This is a genomic window from Geodermatophilus sp. SYSU D01106 (genome assembly GCF_054049995.1).
Window position 1 is genome coordinate 35339 of sequence record NZ_JBJGYM010000001.1, and the last position, 25059, is coordinate 60397.

Consider the following 25059-nt stretch of genomic DNA (forward strand, 5'->3'; position numbering starts at 1 on the left):
GTCAGACCCCCTGACCCGCACGCGCCCGCAGCATGGCGGCCGGAGCGACGTCCTCGAGGGGCAGCCCGCGACGGGCGGCGATCTCCTCGGGGCGGACGAGGTCCTTCAGCGCCTGCATGGTGGCGTGCACGATGTTGATCGGGTTCGACGAGCCGAGGCTCTTCGAGAGCACGTCGTGGATGCCGGCGCACTCGAGCACGGCACGCACCGGGCCACCGGCGATGACACCGGTGCCGGGGCTGGCCGGCTTGAGCAGCACGACGCCCGCCGCCGCCTCACCCTGCACCGGGTGCGGGATGGTGCTGGCGATGCGCGGCACCTTGTAGAAGTGCTTCTTGGCCTCCTCGACGCCCTTGGCGATCGCCGCGGGCACCTCCTTGGCCTTGCCGTAGCCGACACCCACGGTGCCGTCGCCGTCGCCGACGATCACCAGCGCGGTGAAGCTGAAGCGCCGACCGCCCTTGACGACCTTCGACACGCGGTTGATGGCCACCACGCGCTCGATGTACTGGCTCTTCTCGGCAGGCGCGCCGCCGGGCCCCCGCCCGCCGTCACGACGGTCGCGGCGGTCGTTGCCGCCGCCGGCGCCGCCGCCGCGTCGCTGTGGTCCTGGCATCAGACGTCCCTCTCGATCTGCTCGTTCGCGGTGTCGCTCATCAGAAGTCCAGCCCGCCCTCACGCGCGCCGTCGGCCAGCGCGGCGATGCGGCCCTGGTAGCGGTTGCCACCCCGGTCGAAGACGACCTTGGTGATGCCGGCGGCCTGGGCGCGCTCGGCGACCAGGGCACCGACCCGGCGGGCCAGGGCGGACTTGTCGCCCTCGGTGCCGCGCAGGCTGGCGTCCAGCGTGGAGGCGCTCACCAGCGTACGGCCGACGGTGTCGTCGACGACCTGCACGTGGATGTGCCGCGAGCTGCGGTTGACCACCAGGCGCGGGCGCTCCGCCGTGCCGCCGACCCGCTTGCGGAGCCGGTTGTGGCGGCGCAGCCGCGAGACGCGGCGCCGGGTGCTGATGTCGGTGCCGACCGGGGTGTGCACCCGAGCGGCCTTCTCGGTCTGTGCCATCACTTACCCGTCTTCCCGACCTTGCGCTTGACGACCTCGCCCTGGTAGCGGACGCCCTTGCCCTTGTACGGGTCCGGCCGGCGCAGCTTGCGGATGTTGGCGGCCACCTGGCCGACCTGCTGCTTGTCGATGCCGGCCACCCGCAGACGCGTGGGCGACTCGACCGTGAAGGTGATGCCCTCCGGGGCCCGCACGGGCACCGGGTGGCTGTAGCCGAGGGCGAACTCGAGGTCGCTCCCCCGCGCCTGCACGCGGTAACCGACGCCGACGATCTCGAGGGTCTTGGTGTAGCCCTCGGTGACGCCGGTGATCATGTTGGCGATCAGGGTGCGGGACAGGCCGTGGAGGGCCTTGCTCTCGCGCTGGTCGTCGGGACGGGCCACCGCGAGGGTGCCGTCCTCGCTCTTCTCGACGGTGATCGGCGCGGCGACGGTGTGGGCCAGGGTCCCCTTGGGGCCCTTCACGTTGACCGTCTGGCCGTCGATGGTGACGTCCACACCACCGGGCACCGGAATCGGCAGTCGTCCGATCCGTGACATCTCGCTCGCTCCTCTTACCAGACGTAGGCGAGGACTTCCCCGCCCACGCCCTTCTTGTTCGCCTGCCGGTCGGTCAGCAGCCCGGTCGAGGTGGAGATGATCGCCACCCCGAGGCCGCCGAGCACCTTGGGCAGCGCGTTGGACTTCGCGTAGACCCGCAGGCCCGGCTTGGACACCCGGCGGACGCCGGCGATGCTGCGCTCGCGGTTGGGGCCGTACTTGAGGTCCACCACCAGCTCCTTGCGGGTGGAGCCGTCCTTCTCGACCTCGTCGACGCGCCAGCCGGCGATGTAACCCTCCTGCTGGAGGATCTCGGCGATCTTCGTCTTGAGCTTCGACGACGGCATGGCTGCCGAGTCGTGGTACGCCGTGTTCGCGTTGCGCAGCCGCGTGAGCATGTCCGCGATCGGATCGGTCATCGTCATGGGTGTCGTGCCTCTCTCGCCGCGGTTCCTCACGCGGACCTCGCGTGGGCCTCTCGGCGACCGGTGGTGCTGGGGACCCGCCCCGCGCGGTCAGCGCGCGGGGCGGGGACTGCGGACTACCAGCTGGACTTGCTCACACCCGGCAGCTCGCCGGCGTGCGCCATCTCCCGCAGGCAGATCCGGCACAGGCCGAACTTGCGGAAGACGGAGTGCGGACGCCCGCACCGCTGGCAGCGGGTGTAGCCGCGGACCGCGAACTTGGGCTTGCGGGCCGCCTTGTTGATCAGCGCCTTCTTGGCCATCTGTCTGTCTCCTCGGCCCGGCTCAGCGGATGGTGGTGACGACGGGCTGGCCGGCGAACGGGAAGCCCAGGAGGCGGAGCAGCTCGCGACCCTCCTCGTCGTTCGTCGCGGTGGTGACCAGCGTGATGTCCATGCCGCGCGGCCGGTCGATCTTGTCGACGTCGATCTCGCGGAACATCGACTGCTCGGTCAGCCCGAAGGTGTAGTTGCCGTGCCCGTCGAACTGCTTGGCGTTCAGGCCGCGGAAGTCGCGGATGCGGGGCAGGGCCAGCGCCAGGAGCCGGTCGAGGAACTCCCACATGCGGTCGCCGCGGAGGGTGACCTTGGCGCCGATGGGCATGCCCTCGCGCAGCTTGAACTGCGCGATGGACTTGCGGGCCCGGACGACGGCGGGACGCTGGCCGGTGATGGCGGTGAGGTCGCGGACCGCGCCGTCCATGAGCTTGGCGTCGCGGGTGGCCTCGCCGACGCCCATGTTGACGACGATCTTCGTCAGCCGCGGGATCTGCATGACGTTCTCGAAGCCGAACTCGTCCTGCAGGGCCGGCACGATCGACTCGCGGTAGTGCGCCAGCAGGCGCGGGAGCTCGCGGGTGGGGGCAGTCATCGTCACAGGTCCTTACCGGTCCGCCGCGACACCCGGATGGTGCGGCCGTCCTCGTCCTTGCGGTGGCCGACCCGGGTCGGCTTCCCCTCGGAGTCGATCACCATCACGTTGCTCACGTGGATGGGAGCCTCCTGGGTGACGATGCCGCCCTGCTGGGCGCCCCGCTGGTTCGAGCTGATGCGGGTGTGCTTCTTGACCCGGCCGACGCCCTCGACGAGGACCTTCTGCAGCTGGGGGAAGGCGGCGATGACGCGACCGCGCGCGCCCTTGTCCTTGCCGGCCAGGACGACGACCGTGTCGCCCTTCTTGACCTTCATGGACGGGGCCTTCTTCTTGGTGTCCGTCTTCTTCGGGGCGGCCATGGTCAGAGCACCTCCGGGGCGAGCGAGATGATCCGCATGAAGCGCTTGTCGCGCAGCTCGCGGCCGACGGGCCCGAAGATGCGGGTGCCGCGCGGGTCGCCGCTGTCGCGGATGATCACCGCGGCGTTCTCGTCGAAGCGGATGTAGGAGCCGTCGGGACGACGACGCTCCTTGGCGGTGCGGACGACGACGGCCTTGACCACGTCGCCCTTCTTGACGCCGGCGCCGGGGATGGCGTCCTTCACGGTGCCGACGATGACGTCGCCGATGCCCGCATAGCGCCGCCCGGACCCGCCGAGCACCCGGATGCAGAGGATCTCCTTCGCACCGGTGTTGTCGGCGACCCGGAGCCGTGACTCCTGCTGGATCACGTCCTACTCCCAATCTCAGTGGTGACAGCCGGGCCGGAACGGTGAACCGGCTGTCCGGCACCCACGTGCGGACGCACCGGCGACTGATGCCGCCGGTGCGTCCGACACGGGTACCGGGATGTGGCGCTCACCCGGAGGGGCGCCAGTCGTCCAGGGTACCCGGTCCCGCGACCGCGCCCGAGGGCGTGGGTCACAGGGAGCCGGAGGCACCCGGACGGGTCCTACTTGGCCTTCTCGAGGACCTCGACCAGCCGCCACCGCTTGGTGGCCGACAGCGGCCGGGTCTCCATGATCTGCACGCGGTCACCGATGCCGGCGACCCCCTGCTCGTCGTGGGCCTTCAGCTTGCTCGTGCGCCGGAGGACCTTGCCGTACAGACCGTGCTTCACGCGGTCCTCGACCTCGACGACGATGGTCTTGTCCATCTTGTCGCTGACCACGAGGCCCTCGCGGACCTTGCGGTAGCCACGGCCGGCCAGGCCGGGGCCGCTGGCGACAGCGGCGTTGTCGGACTCGCTCATGCCACACCCTCGTTCGGGGCGGCCGAGAGACCCAGCTCGCGCTCGCGCATGATCGTGTAGATCCGGGCGATGTCGCGGCGGACGGTCTGCAGCCGCCGGTTGTTGTCCAGCTGGCCGGTGGCCACCTGGAACCTCAGGTTGAACAGCTCTTCCTTGTGCTCACGCAGCCGCGTGGCGAGCTCGTCCGCAGACAGCTCGCGCAGCTCCGGGGCGGTCAGGCCGGCGGCCATCACACCTCTCCTTCGCGCGTGATGAAGCGGCACTTCATGGGCAGCTTGTGGATGGCGCGGCGCATGGCCTCGCGGGCGACCGGCTCGGCCACACCGGAGAGCTCGAAGAGCACCCGGCCCGGCTTCACGTTGGCGACCCACCACTCGGGCGAGCCCTTACCGGAACCCATGCGGGTCTCGGCCGGCTTCTTGGTCAGCGGACGGTCCGGGTAGATCGAGATCCACACCTTGCCGCCACGGCGGATGTGCCGCGTCATGGCGATACGGGCGGACTCGATCTGCCGGTTGGTGACGTACGCCGGCTCGAGGGCCTGGATGGCGTACTCACCGAAGTTGATCTCGGTGCCGCCCTTGGCCCGGCCGGAGCGGTCCGGGTGGTGCTGCTTGCGGTGCTTGACGCGCCGGGGGATCAGCACGTGTCAGCCCTCCGTCTGGGTCTCGGTCGCCGTCGACTCGGCAGCGGCGGTCCCCTCGGGACCCGCGGCCTGGGCGACGGTCTGCTCGGGCGCGACCTCGCCGGAGGTCACGGCCACGGTGCTGTCGGCGGTGTCGGGGCCGGTCGTGGACTCGCCCGACGCGGCGGCGCGGCCGGCCTCGGTGCCACCGGCGGTGGTGCCGCTGGAGCCCGACCGGCGCGGACGCTGCGGGCGCTCACGGCGCTGCTGCCGCGCGGCGAGGGCCTCGAGGGCCTCCCGCTCGGCACGCGAGCCGCTGACGTCGCCCTTGTAGATCCACACCTTCACGCCGATGCGGCCGAAGGTGGTGCGGGCCTCGTACAGGCCGTAGTCGATGTTCGCGCGGAGCGTGTGCAGCGGCACGCGACCCTCGCGGTAGAACTCCGACCGGCTCATCTCGGTGCCGCCGAGGCGACCCGAGCACTGCACGCGGATGCCCTTGACCTGCGGGCTGCGCTGGGCCGACTGCATGGCCTTGCGCATGGCGCGGCGGAAGCTCACGCGGCTCGACAGCTGCTCGGCGACCGCCTGGGCCACGAGCTGGGCGTCGGCCTCGGGGTTCTTGACCTCGAGGATGTTGAGCTGCACCTGCTTGCCGGTCAGCTTCTCCAGCTCGCCGCGGATGCGGTCGGCCTCGGCGCCGCGGCGGCCGATGACGATGCCGGGGCGGGCGGTGTGGATGTCGACGCGGACCCGGTCACGGGTGCGCTCGATCTCCACCTTCGAGATGCCGGCGCGCTCCATGCCCTTGGACATGAGCTTGCGGATGGCCACGTCTTCCTTGACGTAGTCCTTGTACAGCTTGTCGGCGTACCACCGGGACTTGTAGTCGGTGGTGATGCCCAGGCGGAACCCGTGCGGGTTGACCTTCTGACCCACTAGCGGGTCCCTCCCCTCGTGTTGGAGCGCTGCTGCGTGCCCTGCTGCTGCCCCGTCTGCTGCGTGGCCGGCCCGGACTGGCCGGTGCGGCGGCGCGCGGTGCGGGACTTGCCGGCGAGCTCGGCGCTGGCGCCGACCTCGGTCACCTCGACGGTGATGTGGCTGGTCCGCTTGTTGATGCGGTAGGCCCGGCCCTGCGCACGCGGACGGATCCGCTTGAGCGTGGGGCCCTCGTCGACGTAGGCGGCGCTGACGACGAGCGCGGCCGGGTCGAGCCGCAGGTTGTGCTCGGCGTTGGCGACGGCGCTGGCGACGACCTTGGCCACCGGCTCACTGGCGGCCTGCGGGGCGAACCGCAGCAGGGCCAGGGCCTCGTCGGTGGGCAGGTAGCGGATGAGGTCCACCACCCGGCGTGCCTTCATGGGGGCGACGCGGACGAACCGGGCGGTGGCCCGGGCGACCTGCGTCTCCTCTCCCAGCTGGGAAGTCATCTCGTGTCTCTCTCTCCCGGGTCCGCGTCAGCCCCGCCGGGACCGGCGGTCGTCCTTGACGTGGCCCCGGAAGGTCCGGGTGGGGGCGAACTCGCCGAGCTTGTGCCCGACCATGGCCTCGGTCACGAAGACCGGCACGTGCTTGCGCCCGTCGTGCACGGCGATGGTGTGGCCGAGCATGTCCGGGATGATCGTCGAGCGCCGCGACCAGGTCCGGATGACCGTCTTGGTGCCCTTCTCGTTCTGGACGTCCACCTTCTTGAGCAGGTGGTCGTCCACGAACGGGCCCTTCTTCAGGCTGCGTGGCATGTCTGTCGTACTCCTCTACCCGCTCAGCGCTTCTTGTTGGTACGCCGGCGGCGCACGATGAGGGCATCGCTGGCCTTGCGCTTGCGCGTACGGCCCTCGGGCTTGCCCTTCGGGTTGACGGGGTGACGACCACCGGAGGTCTTGCCCTCACCACCACCGTGCGGGTGGTCGACCGGGTTCATCGCCACACCACGGACGGTCGGGCGCTTGCCCTTCCACCGCATGCGGCCGGCCTTGCCCCAGTTGATGTTCGACTGCTCGGCGTTGCCCACCTCGCCGACGGTGGCGCGGCAGCGCACGTCGACGTTGCGGATCTCGCCCGAGGGCATGCGCAGCTGGGCGAAGCGGCCCTCACGGGCGACCAGCTGGACGCTCGTGCCGGCCGAGCGGGCGATCTTCGCGCCGCCACCCGGGCGCAGCTCGATGGCGTGGACCACCGTGCCGACCGGGATGTTGCGCAGCGGCAGGTTGTTGCCCGGCTTGATGTCGGCCGCGGGGCCGCACTCCACCGTGTCGCCCTGCTTCAGGCGGGCCGGCGCGATGATGTAGCGCTTCTCGCCGTCGGCGAAGTGCAGCAGCGCGATGCGCGAGGTGCGGTTCGGGTCGTACTCGATGTGCGCGACCTTCGCCGGCACGCCGTCCTTGTCCGCCCGACGGAAGTCGATGACGCGGTAGGCGCGCTTGTGGCCGCCGCCCTGGTGGCGAGCGGTGACCTTCCCGTGCACGTTGCGCCCACCGCGGCCGTGCAGCGGCCGGACCAGCGACTTCTCGGGATGGTCGCGGGTGACCTCGGCGAAGTCGGCGACACTCGAGCCGCGGCGGCCCGGCGTCGTCGGCTTGTACTTGCGGATAGCCATTGCTGACTCAGTTCCTCTGTCTCTGGTCCGAACGGTCCGGGCCCTCAGGCGCCGGGACCACCGAAGATCTCGATGCGGTCGCCGGGGGCCACCGAGACGATGGCGCGCTTGGTGTCCTTGCGCTTGCCCATCCGGGTGCCCCGGCTGCGCTTGCGCTTGCCCTGGCGGTTGATCGTGTTGACCGACAGGACCTTGACGTCGAAGACCTGCTCGACGGCGATCTTGATCTGCGTCTTGTTGGCCTCGGGCAGGACCACGAACGTGTACTGGTTGTCGTCCAGCAGCCCGTAGCTCTTCTCCGAGATGACCGGCGCCAGCAGGACGTCACGGGGGTCGCGGACGCTCACGCCTTCTCCTCGGTGGTGTCGGTGGCCTCGTCGGCGAGGTCCAGGTCGGTGGTGCCCACGGCCGGCTGGATCGACGGGATCGCGCCGGGGATGTCCGGCGTCGTCAGGTCCGGCTTGGTGAGCGAGGTGCCGCCCGTGCTGCCGCCGTGCGGGCCGGCGACGAACTCGGCGAGCGCGGTCTCGGTGAAGACCACCTCGTCGCTGACGAGCACGTCGTAGGTGTTGAGCTGGCCGGCCTCGATGAGGTGCACCCGCTGCTCGTTGCGCAGGCTCACCCAGTTGAGGACGTCGTCGCGGTCGAGGACCACGAGCACCCGCTTGGCCGAGGTGACGGCGTCGAGGGTGGCCAGCGCCGCCTTGGTCTTGGGCGCGTCGCCGTCGACGAAGGTGGTGACGACGTGCACGCGGCCGTCGCGCGCCCGGTCCGACAGGGCGCCGCGGAGGGCGGCGGCCTTCATCTTCTTGGGCGTGCGCTGCGAGTAGTCGCGGGGCTGCGGGCCGTGGACGGTGCCACCGCCGGAGAACTGCGGCGCGCGGATCGAGCCCTGGCGGGCGCGGCCGGTGCCCTTCTGGCGGTAGGGCTTCACGCCACCGCCGCTGACGGCGCCGCGCGTCTTGGTCGCGTGCGTGCCCTGGCGGGCCGCGGCGAGCTGCGCCACGACGACCTGGTGCATCAGCGAGACGTTGGCGTTCGCGTCGAACAGGGCGCCGGGCAGCGTCACGCTGCCGGAGGTCTCCCCCCCGGGCGTGCGGACGTCGACCTGGCGGTCGGCGCGCGCGGCCTCGGTGGTGGCCGTGGTCGCGGTCGACTGGGTCACTTGGTGTCACTCCCCACGGGACCGCCCTTGACGGCCGAGCGGACGAGCACGAGGCCGCCCTTCGGGCCGGGGACGGCGCCCTTGATCAGGATCAGGCCGCGCTCGGCGTCGACCTTGTGGACGACGAGCGAGAGCGTCGTGGTCTTGACCGCGCCCATGCGGCCGGCCATGCGCAGGCCCTTGAAGACCCGGCCGGGGGTGGCGCAGCCACCGATGGAGCCCGGCGACCGGTGCTTGCGCTGGGTGCCGTGGCTGGCGCCGAGGCCCTTGAAGCCGTGGCGCTTCATGACACCGGCGGTGCCCTTGCCCTTGCTGGTGCCGATCACGTCGACCTTGGCCACGCCGTCGAACACGTCGACGGTGAGCTCCTGGCCGGCCGCGTACTGCGTGGCGTCCTCGGTGCGGAGCTCGACGACGTGGCGGCGCGGGGTCACGCCGGCCTTCGCGAAGTGACCGCCCTCGGGCTTGTTCACCTTGCGGGGGTCGATCTCGCCGTAACCGAGCTGGAGAGCGGTGTAGCCGTCCACCTCGGGGGTGCGCACCTGCGTCACCACGTTCGGGCCCGCCTTGACGACGGTCACCGGCACGATGCGGTTGTTCTCGTCGAAGACCTGGGTCATCCCCAGCTTCGTGCCGAGGAGTCCGCGGAACGTACTCGCCATGACTGGTCTCGGTCCCTTACTGGATGTTGACGTCGACCGAGGCCGGCAGGTCGATGCGCATGAGCGCGTCGACCGTCTTCGGCGTCGGGTCGAGGATGTCGATGAGCCGCTTGTGCGTGCGCATCTCGAAGTGCTCGCGCGAGTCCTTGTACTTGTGCGGCGAGCGGATGACGCAGTACACGTTCTTCTCCGTCGGCAGCGGCACCGGGCCGACGACGCGCGCACCGGTCTTGGTGACCGTGTCGACGATGCGCCGCGCCGAGGCGTCGATGGCCTCGTGGTCGTAGGCCTTCAGCCTGATGCGGATCTTCTGTCCCGCCATCGCTGTCTCTGCTCCTGCCGATCGCTGTTCTGCTAGCTGGGGGAACGCCGGGTGCGTCCGGAACTCATCCGGCGCGGCCCCAGCGGGGAGGGTGGCGGTGCACACACGCAGCACGCCGACCCGGGGACGGGCGGCGGCGCAGGGGTGCGCCGCCGCCCGTCGGGGGTGTTACTTGAGGATCTTGGTGACGCGACCCGCGCCGACGGTACGGCCACCCTCACGGATGGCGAACCGCAGGCCCTCCTCCATGGCGATGGGCTGGATGAGCTCCACCGTCATCTCGGTGTTGTCGCCCGGCATGACCATCTCGGTGCCGGCCGGCAGGGTCACGACGCCGGTGACGTCGGTCGTCCGGAAGTAGAACTGCGGACGGTAGTTGTTGAAGAACGGCGTGTGACGGCCACCCTCGTCCTTCGAGAGGATGTAGACCGAACCCTCGAAGTTGGTGTGCGGGGTGATCGAGCCGGGCTTCACGACGACCTGGCCGCGCTCCACGTCCTCGCGCTTGATGCCGCGCAGCAGCAGGCCCACGTTGTCGCCGGCCTGACCCTGGTCGAGCAGCTTGCGGAACATCTCGACGCCGGTGACGGTCGTCTGGGTCGAGGTGGGGCGGATGCCGACGATCTCGACGGTCTCCGACACCTTGACGATGCCGCGCTCCACGCGACCGGTCACGACGGTGCCGCGGCCGGTGATGGTGAAGACGTCCTCGACGGGCATGAGGAACGGCTTGTCGATCTCGCGCTCCGGCTCGGGGATCGCCGTGTCGACGGCGTTCATGAGCTCCATGAGCTTGTCGCCCCACTCGGCGTCGCCCTCGAGGGCCTTCAGCGCCGAGACGCGGACCACGGGGACGTCGTCGCCCGGGAACTCGTACTCGGACAGCAGCTCACGGACCTCCAGCTCGACGAGCTCGAGGATCTCCTCGTCGTCGACCATGTCGGCCTTGTTCAGCGCCACGACGATGTAGGGGACGCCGACCTGGCGGGCCAGGAGGACGTGCTCCTTGGTCTGCGGCATCGGGCCGTCGGTCGCGGCGACCACCAGGATGGCGCCGTCCATCTGCGCCGCACCGGTGATCATGTTCTTGATGTAGTCGGCGTGCCCGGGGCAGTCGACGTGCGCGTAGTGACGGTTCTCCGTCTGGTACTCGACGTGGGCGATCGAGATCGTGATGCCGCGGGCCTTCTCCTCGGGCGCCTTGTCGATCTGGTCGAAGGCCGACGCCTCGTTGAGGTCCGGGTACTTGTCGTGCAGCACCTTGGTGATCGCCGCGGTCAGCGTGGTCTTGCCGTGGTCGATGTGCCCGATGGTGCCGATGTTGACGTGCGGCTTGGTCCGCTCGAACTTGGCCTTGGCCACTGGGTTCCTCTCCTCGTGGTCTCGCGTCGTGCGCGAACTCTGGGGTGGGCTTGCTGGGGGTGCCGGCCGGGGTCCTACCCCGGCCGGCGGGTCACTCGCCGGTGGCCTTGGCGATGATCTCCTTGGCCACGTTCTGCGGGACCTCGGCGTACGAGTCGAACACCATGGTGTAGCTCGCCCGCCCCTGGGTGCGGCTGCGCAGGTCGCCCACGTAGCCGAACATCTCCGAGAGCGGGACGAGGGCCCGGACGACGCGGGCGCCGGAGCGCTCCTCCATCGCCTGGATCATCCCGCGCCGGGAGTTCAGGTCGCCGATGACGTCGCCCATGTAGTCCTCGGGCGTGACGACCTCGACGGCCATCATCGGCTCGAGCAGGGCCGGGCTGGCCTTGCGCGCGGCCTCCTTGAAGACCATCGAGCCGGCGATCTTGAAGGCCATCTCCGAGGAGTCGACCTCGTGGTACTGGCCGTCGACGAGCGTGGCCTTGACCCCGACCATCGGGTAGCCGGCGAGGATGCCGTACTGCATGGCGTCCTGCATGCCCTGGTCGACCGAGGGGATGTACTCCTTCGGGATGCGGCCACCGGTGACGCCGTTGACGAACTCGTAGGTCGGGCCGTCGCCGGAGACCTCGAGCGGCTCGATGCTGACCTGCACCTTGGCGAACTGGCCGGACCCACCCGTCTGCTTCTTGTGGGTGTAGTCGACCTTCTCGATCGCCTTGCGGATCGTCTCGCGGTAGGCCACCTGCGGCTTGCCGACGTTGGCCTCGACGCGGAACTCGCGGCGCATGCGGTCGACGAGGATCTCCAGGTGGAGCTCGCCCATGCCGGAGATGACGGTCTGGCCGGTCTCGTCGTCGAGGCGGACCTGGAAGGTCGGGTCCTCCTCGGCGAGCTTCTGGATGGCCGTGCCGAGCTTCTCCTGGTCGCCCTTGGTCTTGGGCTCGATCGCGACCGAGATGACCGGCGCCGGGAAGGTCATCGACTCGAGGATCACCGGGTTCTGCGGGTCGCAGAGGGTGTCACCCGTGGTCGTCTGCTTGAGGCCGACGACGGCGACGATCTGACCGGCGCCCACGCCCTCGCGCTCCTCGCGCTTGTTCGCGTGCATCTGGTAGATCTTGCCGATCCGCTCCTTGCGGTCCTTGGTGCTGTTGAGCACCGGGGACCCGGAGTTGAGCCGGCCCGAGTAGACCCGGACGTAGGTCAGCTTGCCGAGGTGCTGGTCGGTCTGGATCTTGAAGGCCAGCGCGGAGAACGGCTCGTCCTCGTCGGCGTGCCGCAGGACCTCGGTCTCACCGTCGAGCGCGGTGCCGACGATGGCCTCGATGTCCAGCGGGCTGGGCAGGTAGTCCACGACGGCGTCGAGCAGGGGCTGCACGCCCTTGTTCTTGAACGCCGTGCCGGTGAGGACCGGGTTGATCTGCGCGTTGATCGTGGCCTTGCGGATCGCGGCCTTCAGCGTCTCGACGGAGATCTCCTCGCCACCGAGGTAGGCCTCCATGATCGCGTCGTCGGTCTCGGCGACGGTCTCGAGCAGCTTGTCGCGGTACTCCGCAGCCTGGTCGGCGAGCTCGGCCGGGATCTCCTCGACGGCGTAGTCCTCGCCCATCTTGGTCTCACCGCGCCAGGTGAGCGCGCGCATCTGCACCAGGTCGACGACGCCGATGAAGTCGGCCTCGGCGCCGATGGGCAGCTGCAGGACGGCGGGGTTGGCGGCGAGCCGCTCGACCATCATGTCGACGCAGCGGAAGAAGTTCGCACCGGTGCGGTCGAGCTTGTTGACGAAGCACATGCGCGGGACGCCGTACTTCTCCGCCTGCCGCCAGACCTGCTCGGTCTGCGGCTCCACGCCGGCGACGCCGTCGTAGACGGCCACGGCACCGTCGAGCACGCGCAGGGACCGCTCCACCTCGACGGTGAAGTCGACGTGCCCCGGGGTGTCGATGATGTTGATGTCGTGGTCGTTCCAGGTGCACTTCGTCGCGGCGGACGTGATGGTGATGCCGCGCTCCTGCTCCTGCTCCATCCAGTCCATCGTGGCCGCGCCGTCGTGGACCTCACCGATCTTGTAGTTGATACCGGTGTAGAAGAGGATGCGCTCGGTCGTCGTGGTCTTGCCGGCGTCGATGTGCGCCATGATCCCGATGTTGCGGGTCTTGGCGAGCTGGGCCTTGATGTCGGCCATCTGTCTCGTCTCCTCTTTCTCTCTGGTCCGCGTGCGGTGTCCGGGGGTGGCCCGGCGTTCCCGCCGGCGGGTGCTGGTGGACGGGTGTCACCAGCGGGGTGCGACTACCAGCGGTAGTGCGCGAAGGCCTTGTTCGACTCGGCCATCTTGTGGGTGTCCTCGCGGCGCTTGACCGCGGCACCGAGGCCGTTGCTGGCGTCGAGCAGCTCGTTCATGAGGCGCTCGGTCATCGTCTTCTCGCGGCGCGCGCGGCTGTACTGGATCAGCCAGCGCAGGCCCAGCGTCGTGCTGCGGGAGGCGCGGACCTCGACCGGGACCTGGTAGGTCGCACCACCGACGCGGCGGCTGCGGACCTCGAGGGCCGGCTTGACGTTGTCCAGCGCCCGCTTGAGCGTGACCACCGGGTCGGTGTCGGTCTTGGCGCGGGCGCCCTCGAGGGCGCCGTAGACGATCGCCTCGGCGACGGAGCGCTTGCCGTCGACCAGGACCTTGTTCACCAGCTGGGTGACCAGCGGCGACTGGTAGACCGGGTCGGCGACCAGCGGACGGCGCGGCGCGGGGCCCTTGCGCGGCATTAGCTCTTCTCCTTCTTCGCGCCGTACCGGCTGCGAGCCTGCTTACGGTTGCGGACGCCCTGCGTGTCCAGCGACCCGCGGATGATCTTGTAGCGCACACCCGGGAGGTCCTTCACGCGGCCGCCGCGCACGAGCACCATCGAGTGCTCCTGCAGGTTGTGGCCGACACCCGGGATGTAGGCGGTCACCTCGATGCCACTGGTGAGGCGGACGCGAGCGACCTTGCGCAGCGCCGAGTTCGGCTTCTTCGGCGTCGTCGTGTACACGCGGGTGCACACGCCACGACGCTGAGGGGAGCCCTTCAGCGCCGGGGTCTTGGTCTTCTCGACCTTGTCCTCGCGGCCCTTGCGGACCAGCTGGTTGATCGTGGGCATGGGTGGCCTGGATCTCCTACCTGCGCTGGGTCGTGCTGTGGACGGTTCTGCTCTGCGTGCCGGTACCGGTCCTGCCGGGGCCATCTGCCCTGGTCACGCCCCACCCACCGGCCCCCGCGGTCGGGCGTGTCGCCCTCCCCAGGACCGGCCGGCGGTCGAACCGGACTGGTCGCCCCCCGCGACTCGGCGCCGCCACCTCCGGACACCGTCCACCGTGGACGGCCCACCGGGGCGGACCCGCGGCCAGGAGGAGGACCTCCGGACACCCAGGCGCACCGCGAACGGGAGCAGGCCCAGGGCACCCTGGGCACGGCTGACCACGATACCCGCGGTACCGGAGGCGGTCAAAGCCGGGTCCCGGTCGCCTGGCGGGCGGTCGCCTGCCTGTCCCCGGGGCCCATCGATCCGCACAACGGCGCGGTCGCCGGACCGTATTCCCGGCGCCCGCGCGGGCCGCACGGGGCGGCCCCGGGGTGGCGAGCACCATACCGCGCGACGGCGCCCGCGCCAGCCCTCCGCCACCCGACGCGGGAACGCGCGACTGTCGGTGCCTCCCCCTACCGTCGGTGTCAGGTAAGGCACTCACCGCAACGGAGGTCCCCCGTGCTGATCGACTCGGCGCGCGAGCTCAAGGCGCGCCTGTCCGCGCGGCTGGCCGAGGGCTTCCCCCTCGCCACCGCCAGTGGCCTGGGTGGCCGGCCCTGGACCCGGCCGGCCATCGGGCTGACCCCGGTGGCGCCCGGGCGGGCGCACCTGGCCATCCGGGTCGCCGTGGAGGACGACGCCCGCGTGCTCCTCACCGGCCTCGCCGACGTGGTCCGCGCCGAGGTCGACGTCCGGGTGACCGGCCCGATACTGCCCCAGGCGCGGCACCGGGCCTCCCCTCCCCCGGCCGACCTGCAGCGGCGCACCCGGCCGCTGGTGCCCGGCCTGTCCATCGCGCACGCTGCCGTGTCGGCCGGGACGCTCGGCGGCTTCGTCCGGCTCGACGGGCGGCTGGCGGTGCTGTCGAACAACCACGTGCTGGCCGCGGAGGGCGCGGGCGCCGTCGGGGACCCCGTGCTGCAGCCCGGGCCCGCCGACGGCGGCACCGCGACCGACCGGGTGGCCACGCTGGCCGCCGTCGCGCCCCTCACCGACGGGCCCAACCGCGTCGACGCCGCCGTCGCCACCCTCGACGAGGGCGTGACCGCCGAGCCCGGCGACGTCCCGGGCGGCCCGCTCGGGGCCGCCGTGCCCGACGGGCTGGAGGTCGAGCCCGACGAGGAGGTCGAGAAGGTGGGCCGCACCACCGGGCACACCCGCGGGCGGATCACCGCCGTGGAGGTGGACGGTGTAGCCGTCCAGTACGACGACGGCGTGCACGTCTTCGACGACCAGATCGAGATCGAGGGGCTGTCGGGGGCGTTCTCCTCCGGCGGCGACAGCGGCTCGGTCATCTGGCGCAGCAGCGACCGGGCACCGCTCGCCCTGCTCTTCGCCGGCAGCGGCCGGGGCGGGCGCACCGGCGCCGGGCTGACCTTCGCCCACCCGCTGTCGACCGTGCTGGCCACGCTCGGGGCGGAGTGGGTCGCCACCTGAGCACACTCCCCAGGTCAGGGGGATGTCGCTCCGGGCGGGGACGAGGCACCATGGGGAGGTGACCGAGCCCGCCCGGCTCCCCGGGGCCTCCCTCGCCCCGGGCACCCCGGCCGGTGGGCCTCAGCGAGGAGCCCGCGTGACCGACCGAGCCGCCGCCCGCGCCGCCAAGAGCGCCCTCGCCACCCAGCTGTCGGCCGCCCCCGGCGTCGTGGGGATCGGCCTGGCCCGGCGCGACAGCGGCTACGTCGTCAAGGTCGACGTCGCCGACGCCGACGCGGCCGGCCGGGTGCCTCGCGACGTCGACGGCGTCCGGGTCGTCACCGAGGTCGTGGGCGTGGTCCGCCCGCTGCGCAGCCGCACCGCCTGAGCCCTCTCCCCCGCCGGGGCACCCGCTACGGTCGCCGGAGGCGCCGACGCGGGCGCCGCCGACCGAAGGAGTGCAGGTGCGCATCGGCATCCAGGCCAGCTACGCCGGGGGTTTCCAGGAGACGGCGGCGGAGATCGTCGACCTGGAGGCCGCCGGGCTCGACCTCGCGATGTGCGCGGAGGTGTACACCTTCGACGCCGTCAGCCAGCTCGGCTACCTCGCCGCGGTCACCCAGCGGGTGGAGCTGATGAGCGCCATCCTGCCGATCTACAGCCGCACGCCGGCGCTCACGGCCATGACGGCGGCCGGCCTGGACTTCGTCTCCGGCGGGCGGTTCACGCTCGGTCTCGGCGCCTCGGGGCCGCAGGTGATCGAGGGCTGGCACGGCGTCCCCTACGACGCCCCGCTGCAGCGCACGCGTGAGGTCGTGGAGATCTGCCGGCAGGTGTGGCGGCGCGAGCGGCTCGTGCACGAGGGGCCGAAGTACACCGTGCCGCTGCCGGCCGAGCAGGGCACCGGCCTGGGCAAGCCGCTGAAGCTGATCAACACGCCGGTGCGCGAGCGCATCCCCGTCATGCTGGCCGCGCTCGGCCCCAAGAACGTGGAGCTGGCGGCGGAGATCGCCGAGGTGTGGGAGCCGATCTGGTTCATGCCGGAGCGCGCCGACGAGGTGTGGGGCGACTCGCTGCGGGCCGGCAAGGCCAAGCGGGACGCGGCCCTCGGCGACCTGCAGGTCATCTGCGGCGTCCCCGTGGCGATCGGCGAGGACGTCGACCACCTGCACGACCACGTCCGGCCGCAGCTGGCCCTCTACGTCGGCGGCATGGGCGCCAAGGGCAAGAACTTCTACAACGACCTCGCGCGGCGCTACGGCTACGAGGAGGCCGCGGAGACCGTCCAGGAGCTGTACCTGGGCGGGCGCAAGGACGAGGCGGCCGCGGCGCTGCCCGAGGAGTTCGTCCGCAAGGTGTCGCTCATCGGGCCGGAGTCCTACGTGGCCGAGCGGGTGGCCGCCTACGCCGAGGCCGGCGTCACCACCCTCGCGCTGCAGCCCCTCGACGACAGCCGCGAGAGCCGGCTGCGCACCGTGGAGACCATGCGGGAGCTGGCCGACCAATAGGTCGAGTCTTGCGTCACGTGACGGCTCGGAGGTCGCCGGGCTGTCGGTGAGGTCCGCGGCGTCGCCGGGCACGGCCGGGCAACCGGGAGTGGCCCGGTCGCGGGGCCCGGAGGGTCCCCGACCGGGACACGGGGAGGGCTCCGCGGCGGCCGGGACGGCACCTGGCCGCGGTGGAGCCCGGTAGGGCGACGGAGTGCACGGGAAGGGCCCCGCAGATCTCGCGATCTGCGGGGCCCTTCTCACGTGCTACCGGGGATCAGCCCCGCCAGTCGTACTCCTCGAGGCGCACGGCCTCACCGGAGCCCGACCCGAAGACGTCGGGGCTGTAGTACTGCCCGTCGTCGTACCCGGCCATCGTGTAGACGGCGGCGCGGGCCTCCTCGGTCGGCTCGACCGTGATGTTCCGGTAGCGGCTGATGCCCGTACCCGCCGGGATCAGCTTGCCGATGATCACGTTCTCCTTGAGGCCGAGGAGCGAGTCGCTCTTGCCCTGGATCGCGGCGTCGGTGAGCACCTTGGTCGTCTCCTGGAAGGAGGCGGCCGACAGCCACGACTCGGTCGCGAGCGAGGCCTTGGTGATGCCCATGAGCACCGGACGGGCCGAGGCCGGCTCGCCGCCCTCGGCGACGACGCGGCGGTTCTCGGTCTCGAACAGCGTCCGCTCGACCAGCGCACCGGGGAGGAACTCCGTGGCGCCCGAGTCGATGATGGTCACCCGCTTCAGCATCTGGCGGATGATCACCTCGATGTGCTTGTCGTGGATCGACACGCCCTGGCTGCGGTAGACCTCCTGGACCTCGCGGACCAGGTGCAGCTGCACCTCGCGCGGGCCCATGATCCGCAGCACCTCGTGCGGGTCCACCGCACCCTCGGTGAGCTGCTCGCCGACCTCGACGTGGGCGCCGTCCTCGACCCGCAGCCGCGACCGGCGCGACAGCTTGTCGTAGACGACCTCGTCGGAGCCGTCGTCCGGGGTGATCGTCAGCTTGCGGAACTGCTCGCCGTCCTCGATCCGGACGGAGCCGGCCAGCTCGGCGATCGGGGCCTTGCCCTTGGGGACGCGGGCCTCGAAGAGCTCCACCACACGCGGCAGACCGTGGGTGATGTCCTCACCCGCGACACCACCGGTGTGGAAGGTGCGCATCGTCAGCTGGGTGCCGGGCTCACCGATCGACTGGGCGGCGATGATGCCGACCGCCTCGCCGACGTCGACGAGCTTGCCGGTGGCCAGCGAGCGGCCGTAGCAGGTGGCGCAGGTGCCGAGCAGCGACTCACAGGTGAGCACGCAGCGGACCTTGACCTCCGCGACGTTCGCGTCGACCAGCTCGCCGATCAGCACGTCGCCCAGGTCCTGGCCGGCCTGCGCGACCAGCGTGCCGTCCTCGGCCACCACGTCGGCGGCCAGGGAGCGGGCGTAGACGCTGGTCTCGACGTGCGCGTCCCGGGTGAGGACACCGTCGATGACGGTCGCGATCGGCATGATCACGCCGCGCTCGGTGCCGCAGTCCTCCTCGCGGATGATGACGTCCTGGGAGACGTCGACCAGCCGCCGGGTGAGGTACCCGGAGTCCGCGGTCCGCAGGGCGGTGTCGGCCAGACCCTTGCGCGCACCGTGCGTGGAGATGAAGTACTCCAGCACGGACAGACCCTCCCGGAAGTTGGCCTTGATCGGCCGCGGGATGATCTCGCCCTTCGGGTTGGCGACCAGACCACGCATGCCGGCGATCTGGCTGATCTGCATCATGTTGCCTCGGGCGCCCGAGTTGACCATGACCCAGACCGGGTTGGTGGTCGGGAAGTTGTCCACCATCGCCTGGCTGACCTCGGCCCGCGCGCGGGTCCAGATCTCGATGAGCTCACCACGGCGCTCGGCGTCGGTGATGACACCGCGCTCGTACTGCTTCTCGATCTGGCGCGCCTCGTTCTCGTGGCGGTCCAGGATCTCCTGCTTGGCCGGCGGGGTGACGACGTCGTCGATGGCGATCGTGACGCCCGAGCGGGTGGCCCAGCGGAAGCCGGCCGACTTGAGGGCGTCCAGCGTCGCCGCGACCTGCACCTTGGGGTAGCGCTCGGCGAGGTCGTTGACGATCGCCCCGAGCTCCTTCTTCGGCACCTGGTAGTTGACGAAGCGGTAGTCCTCGGGCAGGGCCTCGTTGAACAGCACCCGGCCCAGGCTGGTCTCGACCAGCGCCGGGGCACCCGGGGTCCAGTCGGCGGGCTGCTCCCACGCGGGGTTGACCTTGCCGTTGTCGACGCCGAACACCTCGTCGAGGCGGATCAGCGCACGCTCCTGCAGGCCCAGGGCGCCCTTGTCGAACGCCATGATCGCCTCGGCCGTCGACCCGAAGGCCGCCGGACGGCCACCGTCGGCCTCGTACCGGCTCTGCACGAGGGTCGTCAGGTGGTACAGGCCGAGCACCATGTCCTGGGTCGGCGCGGTGATCGGGCGACCGTCGGCCGGGCTCAGGATGTTGTTGCTCGACAGCATGAGGATGCGGGCCTCGGCCTGCGCCTCGGCCGACAGCGGCAGGTGCACGGCCATCTGGTCACCGTCGAAGTCCGCGTTGAAGGCGGTGCAGACGAGCGGGTGGATCTGGATGGCCTTGCCCTCGACCAGCTGCGGCTCGAAGGCCTGGATGCCCAGGCGGTGCAGCGTCGGCGCCCGGTTCAGCAGGACCGGGTGCTCGGTGATGACCTCCTCGAGCACGTCCCACACGACGGGGCGGGCACGCTCGACCATGCGCTTGGCGGACTTGATGTTCTGCGCGTGGTTGAGGTCGACCAGCCGCTTCATGACGAAGGGCTTGAACAGCTCCAGCGCCATCTGCTTGGGCAGGCCGCACTGGTGCAGCTTCAGCTGCGGGCCGACGACGATGACCGAACGGCCGGAGTAGTCGACGCGCTTGCCGAGCAGGTTCTGGCGGAACCGGCCCTGCTTGCCCTTGAGCAGGTCGCTCAGGGACTTGAGGGGACGGTTGCCCGGGCCGGTGACCGGCCGGCCGCGGCGGCCGTTGTCGAACAGCGCGTCCACGGACTCCTGCAGCATCCGCTTCTCGTTGTTCACGATGATCTCGGGCGCGCCGAGGTCGAGCAGACGCTTGAGCCGGTTGTTCCGGTTGATGACCCGGCGGTACAGGTCGTTCATGTCGCTGGTGGCGAAGCGGCCACCGTCGAGCTGCACCATCGGGCGCAGGTCCGGCGGGATGACCGGCACGCAGTCGAGCACCATGCCCATGGGCGAGTTGCGCGTCTGCTGGAACGCCGCCACGACCTTGAGCCGCTTGAGGGCGCGCAGCTTCCGCTGGCCCTTGCCGTTGCGGATGGTGTCGCGCAGCGAGGCGGCCTCGGCGTCGAGGTCGAAGTCGGACAGCAGCTTCTGCAGGGCCGCGGCGCCCATGCCGCCCTCGAAGTACTCACCGAAGCGGTCGCGCAGCTCGCGGTAGAGGCCCTCGTCGGCGATGAGCTGCTTGACCTCGAGCTTGCGGAAGGTGTCGAGCACCTCCTCGAGGCGGTCGATCTCCCGCTGGGCGCGGTCGCGCAGCTGGCGCATCTCGCGCTCGCCGCCCTCGCGCACCTTGCGGCGGACGTCGGACTTGGCGCCCTCCGCCTCGAGCTCGGCCAGGTCGGCCTCGAGCTTCTGCTGGCGGGCCTCGACGTCGGCGTCGCGCCGGCTCTCGAGGTTGTGCTTCTCCGCGCTGATCTCGGCCTCGATGGTCGGGAGGTCGCGGTGGCGCGCCTCGTCGTCGACCGAGGTGATCAGGTAGGCGGCGAAGTAGATGATCTTCTCGAGGTCCTTGGGCGCCAGGTCGAGCAGGTAGCCCAAGCGCGAGGGGACGCCCTTGAAGAACCAGATGTGGGTGACCGGAGCGGCCAGCTCGATGTGACCCATCCGCTCGCGGCGGACCTTGGCGCGGGTCACCTCGACGCCGCAGCGCTCGCAGATGATGCCCTTGAAGCGGACGCGCTTGTACTTGCCGCAGTAGCACTCCCAGTCCCGGGTGGGACCGAAGATCTTCTCGCAGAAGAGACCGTCCTTCTCCGGACGGAGCGTGCGGTAGTTGATGGTCTCGGGCTTCTTCACCTCACCGTGCGACCACTGGCGGATGTCGTCGCCACTGGCCAGACCGATGCGGAGCTCGTCGAAGAAGTTGACGTCGAGCACTGAGTGGACCCCTTTCCCGGGGCTCGGTTGGTGCACTTCTAGCTGTTGTCGGAGGGGCGCCGGCCGGCCCCGTCACGCGGGGCCGGCCGGCCGCCGATCACACGTCCTCGACGCTGGAGGGCTCGCGGCGGCTGAGGTCGATGCCCAGCTCCTCCGCGGCCCGGAACACCTCGTCGTCGGTGTCACGCAGCTCGATCGCCTGCCCGTCGCCGGAGAGCACCTCGACGTTGAGGCACAGCGACTGCAGCTCCTTGAGCAACACCTTGAACGACTCGGGAATGCCCGGCTCGGGGATGTTCTCGCCCTTGACGATGGCCTCGTAGACCTTGACGCGGCCCAGGATGTCGTCGGACTTGATGGTCAGCAGCTCCTGCAGCGCGTAGGCCGCGCCGTAGGCCTGCATCGCCCAGCACTCCATCTCACCGAAGCGCTGACCACCGAACTGCGCCTTACCACCCAGCGGCTGCTGCGTGATCATCGAGTACGGGCCGGTCGACCGGGCGTGGATCTTGTCGTCGACCAGGTGCAGCAGCTTCAGGATGTAGACGTAGCCCACCGAGATCGGCTCGGGGAACGGCTCGCCGGACCGGCCGTCGAACAGCCGGGCCTTGCCGGTCTCCTGGACCATCCGGTCGCCGTCGCGGTTGGGGATCGTCGACCCGAGCAGGCCGATGATCTCCTCCTCGCGGGCGCCGTCGAACACCGGCGTCGCGGTCCGCGTGCCGGGGTCGGCCTGGCGCGCCTGCTCGGGCAGGTTGGCCGCCCACTCGGGGGTGCCCTCGACCTGCCAGCCGGACTTGGCGATCCACCCGAGGTGGGTCTCCAGCACCTGGCCGACGTTCATCCGGCCGGGGACACCGAGCGGGTTGAGCACGATGTCGACCGGGGTGCCGTCGGAGAGGAACGGCATGTCCTCCTGCGGCAGGATCTTCGCGATGACGCCCTTGTTGCCGTGGCGGCCGGCGAGCTTGTCACCGTCGGAGATCTTGCGCATCTGGGCGACGTAGACCCGGATCAGCTCGTTGACGCCGGCGGGCAGCTCGTCGCCGTCCTCGCGCGAGAACACGCGGACGCCGATGACCTTGCCGGACTCACCGTGCTTGACCTTCAGCGACGTGTCGCGGACCTCGCGGGCCTTCTCGCCGAAGATCGCGCGCAGCAGCCGCTCCTCGGGGGTCAGCTCGGTCTCGCCCTTGGGCGTGACCTTGCCGACGAGGATGTCGCCGGGGACGACCTCGGCACCGATGCGGATGATGCCGCGCTCGTCGAGGTCGGCGAGGACCTCCTCGGAGACGTTCGGGATGTCCCGGGTGATCTCCTCGGCACCGAGCTTGGTGTCGCGGGCGTCGACCTCGAACTCCTCGATGTGGATCGAGGACAGGACGTCGTCCTGCACGAGGCGCTGCGACAGGATGATCGCGTCCTCGTAGTTGTGGCCCTCCCACGGCATGAAGGCGACGAGCAGGTTCTTGCCCAGCGCCATCTCGCCCTGGTCGGTGCACGGGCCGTCGGCGATGACCTGGCCGACCTCGACGCGCTGGCCCTCGTCGACGACGGGGGTCTGGTTGATCGAGGTGCCCTGGTTCGAGCGGCGGAACTTCAGCAGACGGTAGGTCTGCCGGGTGCCGTCGTCGGCCATGACGGTGACGTAGTCGGCGGTGGAGTCCTCGACCACACCGGCCTTCTCGGCCACCACGACGTCGCCGGCGTCGACGGCGGCGCGCAGCTCCATGCCGGTGCCCACGAGCGGGGCCTCCGAGCGGAGCAGCGGCACGGCCTGGCGCTGCATGTTGGCGCCCATGAGCGCGCGGTTGGCGTCGTCGTGCTCGAGGAACGGGATCATCGCCGTCGCGACCGAGGTCATCTGCCGCGGCGAGACGTCCATGTAGTCGACGTTCTCCGGCGCCAGGTAGTCGACCTCGCCGCCCTTGGTGCGGACCAGGACGCGGTCCTCGGCGAAGCGGCCCTGCGCGTCGAGCGGCGAGTTCGCCTGCGCGACGACGAAGCGGTCCTCCTCGTCGGCGGTCAGGTAGTCGATCCGGTCGGTGACCGTGCCGTTCTCGACCCGCCGGTAGGGGGTCTCGATGAAGCCGAAGGCGTTGACCCGGCCGTAGGCCGACAGCGACCCGATGAGGCCGATGTTCGGGCCTTCCGGCGTCTCGATCGGGCACATCCGGCCGTAGTGGCTCGGGTGCACGTCGCGGACCTCCATGCCGGCCCGCTCACGGGACAGACCACCGGGACCCAGCGCCGACAGGCGGCGCTTGTGGGTCAGGCCCGCGAGCGGGTTGGTCTGGTCCATGAACTGCGACAGCTGGCTGGTGCCGAAGAACTCCTTGATGGAGGCGACGACCGGCCGGATGTTGATCAGGGTCTGCGGCGTGATCGCCTCGACGTCCTGGGTCGTCATCCGCTCGCGGACGACGCGCTCCATGCGGGAGAGGCCGACCCGGATCTGGTTCTGGATCAGCTCGCCGACGGTGCGCAGGCGGCGGTTGCCGAAGTGGTCGATGTCGTCGACGCCGTGGTCGGGCTCGCCGGCGTGCAGGCGCACGACGTACTCGATGGTGGCGACGATGTCGTCCTCGGTCAGCGTCGAGGTCGGCTGGGGCACCTCGACACCGAGCTTCTTGTTCACCTTGTAGCGGCCGACCTTCGCCAGGTCGTAGCGCTTCGGGTTGAAGAAGAGGTTCTCCAGCAGGGCCTGGGCCGACTCACGCGTCGGCGGCTCGCCCGGCCGCAGCTTGCGGTAGATGTCGAGCAGGGCCTCGTCCTGCCCGGCGATGTGGTCCTTCTCCAGGGTGGCGAGGACGGTGGGCGACCACTGGAAGTGCTCGCGGATGCGGTCCTCGGTCCAGCCCAGCGCCTTGAGCAGCACGGTGACCGGCTGGCGGCGCTTGCGGTCGATGCGGACGCCGACGGTGTCGCGCTTGTCGACGTCGAACTCCAGCCAGGCACCGCGGCTGGGGATCACCTTGGCGCTGAAGACGTCCTTGTCGGAGGTCTTGTCCAGCGTCTTGTCGAAGTAGACGCCGGGGCTGCGGACGAGCTGGGAGACCACGACGCGCTCGGTCCCGTTGATGACGAACGTGCCCTTGTTCGTCATGATCGGGAAGTCGCCCATGAACACCGTCTGCGACTTGATCTCGCCGGTGGTGTTGTTCATGAACTCGGCGGTGACGAACAGCGGCGCCGCGTAGGTCATGTCCTTGTCCTTGCACTCCTCGAGGGACGCCTTGACGTCCTCGAAGCGCGGGTTGGAGAAGGACAGCGACATCGAGCCGCTGAAGTCCTCGATCGGGGAGATCTCCTCGAGGATCTCGGCGAGGCCGCCGACGGCGGAGGCCTGCTCCTCGGGCGAGAGGGTGGCGCGCCACTCGGGGCTGCCGACCAGCCAGTCGAAGGAAGCGGTCTGCAGGGCGAGCAGGTCCGGGACCTCGAGGGGCTCGGAGATCTTCGCGAACGAGACCCGGAGGGGGGCCCCGGGGATCTTCTGCTGGTCGGCCTCACCGGTGCGGGGGCCGGCCTGGGGAGTCTGGTTCTGCTGGCCGTAGCCGCCGGACTCGGTGGTGCTGGGGGAGATGCTGGTGGGGCGAGAGCCTGCCAAGATGCGTCCTTCCAAGGACCTCACGACGTGCGGGCGGGGGTGCGGGTTCGTCCTGGGTCGTCGTCGGTTTCGGCGGGGCTGCCGACGGCGTCCGGCCCGCGCGGTCGACCGGGTGCCGGGTGATCCCGGGCACCCCACTCGACCCGGCTCGGCGGGCAG

Annotated in this window: 28 protein-coding genes; 3 read left to right on the top strand and 25 right to left on the bottom strand. The window is 70.6% G+C overall.

The genetic code is table 11. The features are described from left to right. Window position 1: 1 nt before the first annotated feature. The 23 genes from rpsE to rpsL form a co-directional block, all read right to left on the bottom strand. Window positions 2-616, bottom strand: a complete 615-nt coding sequence (gene rpsE / locus ACI78R_RS00225) for a 30S ribosomal protein S5 (RefSeq protein WP_073421366.1) — start codon at window positions 614-616, stop codon at window positions 2-4. Between the two features lie 40 nt (window positions 617-656). Continuing rightward, window positions 657-1064 (bottom strand): 50S ribosomal protein L18, encoded by a 408-nt coding sequence (gene rplR, locus ACI78R_RS00230; protein WP_073421942.1) that lies wholly within the window; start codon window positions 1062-1064, stop codon window positions 657-659. Next, window positions 1064-1603, bottom strand: coding sequence for a 50S ribosomal protein L6 (rplF, locus tag ACI78R_RS00235; RefSeq protein WP_073421365.1), 540 nt, complete (start codon window positions 1601-1603; stop codon window positions 1064-1066). The genes rplR and rplF overlap by 1 nt, the downstream gene beginning before the upstream one ends. A gap of 14 nt (window positions 1604-1617) precedes the next feature. Continuing rightward, window positions 1618-2022, bottom strand: a complete 405-nt coding sequence (gene rpsH / locus ACI78R_RS00240) for a 30S ribosomal protein S8 (RefSeq protein ID WP_425432423.1) — start codon at window positions 2020-2022, stop codon at window positions 1618-1620. 122 nt (window positions 2023-2144) lie between these two features. Further along, window positions 2145-2330 carry a type Z 30S ribosomal protein S14 gene (locus ACI78R_RS00245; RefSeq protein ID WP_012950469.1) on the bottom strand — a complete coding sequence of 62 codons (186 nt, stop codon included), beginning with the start codon at window positions 2328-2330 and terminating at the stop codon, window positions 2145-2147. Window positions 2331-2352: 22 nt separating this feature from the next. Further along, window positions 2353-2937, bottom strand: coding sequence for a 50S ribosomal protein L5 (gene rplE / locus ACI78R_RS00250; protein WP_073421361.1), 585 nt, complete (start codon window positions 2935-2937; stop codon window positions 2353-2355). 2 nt (window positions 2938-2939) lie between these two features. Further along, window positions 2940-3299, bottom strand: a complete 360-nt coding sequence (gene rplX / locus ACI78R_RS00255; protein ID WP_425432422.1) for a 50S ribosomal protein L24 — start codon at window positions 3297-3299, stop codon at window positions 2940-2942. 2 nt (window positions 3300-3301) lie between these two features. Continuing rightward, window positions 3302-3670 (bottom strand): 50S ribosomal protein L14, encoded by a 369-nt coding sequence (gene rplN / locus ACI78R_RS00260; RefSeq protein ID WP_073421359.1) that lies wholly within the window; start codon window positions 3668-3670, stop codon window positions 3302-3304. Between the two features lie 221 nt (window positions 3671-3891). Continuing rightward, complete coding sequence (rpsQ, locus tag ACI78R_RS00265; protein ID WP_073421356.1) at window positions 3892-4191, bottom strand: 30S ribosomal protein S17; 300 nt, start codon at window positions 4189-4191, stop codon at window positions 3892-3894. Then, entirely contained in the window at window positions 4188-4421 is a 234-nt protein-coding gene (rpmC, locus tag ACI78R_RS00270; protein WP_073421354.1) for a 50S ribosomal protein L29, read from the bottom strand. Before rpmC ends, rpsQ begins: the two co-directional genes overlap by 4 nt. After that, complete coding sequence (rplP, locus tag ACI78R_RS00275) at window positions 4421-4837, bottom strand: 50S ribosomal protein L16 (RefSeq protein WP_073421352.1); 417 nt, start codon at window positions 4835-4837, stop codon at window positions 4421-4423. Before rplP ends, rpmC begins: the two co-directional genes overlap by 1 nt. Before the next feature lie 3 nt (window positions 4838-4840). Next, the gene (rpsC, locus tag ACI78R_RS00280; protein ID WP_073421350.1) at window positions 4841-5755 is read right to left on the bottom strand and encodes a 30S ribosomal protein S3; all 915 of its coding nucleotides are present in this window, start codon (window positions 5753-5755) and stop codon (window positions 4841-4843) included. Next, window positions 5755-6246 carry a 50S ribosomal protein L22 gene (gene rplV / locus ACI78R_RS00285; RefSeq protein WP_442901977.1) on the bottom strand — a complete coding sequence of 164 codons (492 nt, stop codon included), beginning with the start codon at window positions 6244-6246 and terminating at the stop codon, window positions 5755-5757. Before rplV ends, rpsC begins: the two co-directional genes overlap by 1 nt. 27 nt (window positions 6247-6273) lie before the next feature. Next, window positions 6274-6555, bottom strand: a complete 282-nt coding sequence (gene rpsS / locus ACI78R_RS00290; protein ID WP_073421347.1) for a 30S ribosomal protein S19 — start codon at window positions 6553-6555, stop codon at window positions 6274-6276. A 23-nt stretch (window positions 6556-6578) separates the two neighbouring features. Continuing rightward, on the bottom strand, window positions 6579-7412 hold the full coding sequence (gene rplB / locus ACI78R_RS00295; protein ID WP_073421345.1) for a 50S ribosomal protein L2: 834 nt from the start codon (window positions 7410-7412) through the stop codon (window positions 6579-6581). A 44-nt stretch (window positions 7413-7456) separates the two neighbouring features. Next, on the bottom strand, window positions 7457-7759 hold the full coding sequence (gene rplW, locus ACI78R_RS00300; RefSeq protein ID WP_073421343.1) for a 50S ribosomal protein L23: 303 nt from the start codon (window positions 7757-7759) through the stop codon (window positions 7457-7459). Beyond that, on the bottom strand, window positions 7756-8577 hold the full coding sequence (rplD, locus tag ACI78R_RS00305; RefSeq protein ID WP_457039276.1) for a 50S ribosomal protein L4: 822 nt from the start codon (window positions 8575-8577) through the stop codon (window positions 7756-7758). Before rplD ends, rplW begins: the two co-directional genes overlap by 4 nt. Continuing rightward, window positions 8574-9239 carry a 50S ribosomal protein L3 gene (gene rplC, locus ACI78R_RS00310; protein ID WP_073421340.1) on the bottom strand — a complete coding sequence of 222 codons (666 nt, stop codon included), beginning with the start codon at window positions 9237-9239 and terminating at the stop codon, window positions 8574-8576. The genes rplD and rplC overlap by 4 nt, the downstream gene beginning before the upstream one ends. Before the next feature lie 16 nt (window positions 9240-9255). Next, window positions 9256-9561: a 30S ribosomal protein S10 gene (rpsJ, locus tag ACI78R_RS00315; RefSeq protein WP_014742859.1), complete on the bottom strand. Its 306-nt coding sequence runs from the start codon at window positions 9559-9561 to the stop codon at window positions 9256-9258. Between the two features lie 168 nt (window positions 9562-9729). Beyond that, complete coding sequence (tuf, locus tag ACI78R_RS00320; RefSeq protein ID WP_073421338.1) at window positions 9730-10923, bottom strand: elongation factor Tu; 1194 nt, start codon at window positions 10921-10923, stop codon at window positions 9730-9732. 91 nt (window positions 10924-11014) lie between these two features. After that, window positions 11015-13114 (bottom strand): elongation factor G, encoded by a 2100-nt coding sequence (fusA, locus tag ACI78R_RS00325; protein ID WP_073421337.1) that lies wholly within the window; start codon window positions 13112-13114, stop codon window positions 11015-11017. A 104-nt stretch (window positions 13115-13218) separates the two neighbouring features. Beyond that, window positions 13219-13689, bottom strand: a complete 471-nt coding sequence (gene rpsG / locus ACI78R_RS00330) for a 30S ribosomal protein S7 (protein WP_073421335.1) — start codon at window positions 13687-13689, stop codon at window positions 13219-13221. Next, window positions 13689-14063, bottom strand: a complete 375-nt coding sequence (rpsL, locus tag ACI78R_RS00335; protein WP_012950487.1) for a 30S ribosomal protein S12 — start codon at window positions 14061-14063, stop codon at window positions 13689-13691. The genes rpsG and rpsL overlap by 1 nt, the downstream gene beginning before the upstream one ends. Before the next feature lie 603 nt (window positions 14064-14666). Between rpsL and ACI78R_RS00340 the strand changes: the two genes are divergently transcribed. The 3 genes from ACI78R_RS00340 (at window position 14667) to ACI78R_RS00350 (ending at window position 17131) form a co-directional block, all read left to right on the top strand. Beyond that, the gene (locus ACI78R_RS00340; protein WP_457039277.1) at window positions 14667-15644 is read left to right on the top strand and encodes a hypothetical protein; all 978 of its coding nucleotides are present in this window, start codon (window positions 14667-14669) and stop codon (window positions 15642-15644) included. 136 nt (window positions 15645-15780) lie between these two features. Then, window positions 15781-16011, top strand: a complete 231-nt coding sequence (locus ACI78R_RS00345; RefSeq protein WP_073421332.1) for a hypothetical protein — start codon at window positions 15781-15783, stop codon at window positions 16009-16011. 76 nt (window positions 16012-16087) lie between these two features. Next, window positions 16088-17131 carry an LLM class F420-dependent oxidoreductase gene (locus ACI78R_RS00350; RefSeq protein ID WP_457039278.1) on the top strand — a complete coding sequence of 348 codons (1044 nt, stop codon included), beginning with the start codon at window positions 16088-16090 and terminating at the stop codon, window positions 17129-17131. Between the two features lie 256 nt (window positions 17132-17387). On the opposite strand, the gene ACI78R_RS00355 is transcribed toward ACI78R_RS00350, so the two are convergent. Together ACI78R_RS00355 and rpoB are read right to left on the bottom strand one after the other, a co-directional pair. Next, window positions 17388-21293, bottom strand: coding sequence for a DNA-directed RNA polymerase subunit beta' (locus tag ACI78R_RS00355; protein ID WP_073421329.1), 3906 nt, complete (start codon window positions 21291-21293; stop codon window positions 17388-17390). 97 nt (window positions 21294-21390) lie between these two features. Beyond that, window positions 21391-24900, bottom strand: a complete 3510-nt coding sequence (rpoB, locus tag ACI78R_RS00360) for a DNA-directed RNA polymerase subunit beta (RefSeq protein ID WP_083628769.1) — start codon at window positions 24898-24900, stop codon at window positions 21391-21393. Between the last annotated feature and the right edge of the window lie 159 nt (window positions 24901-25059).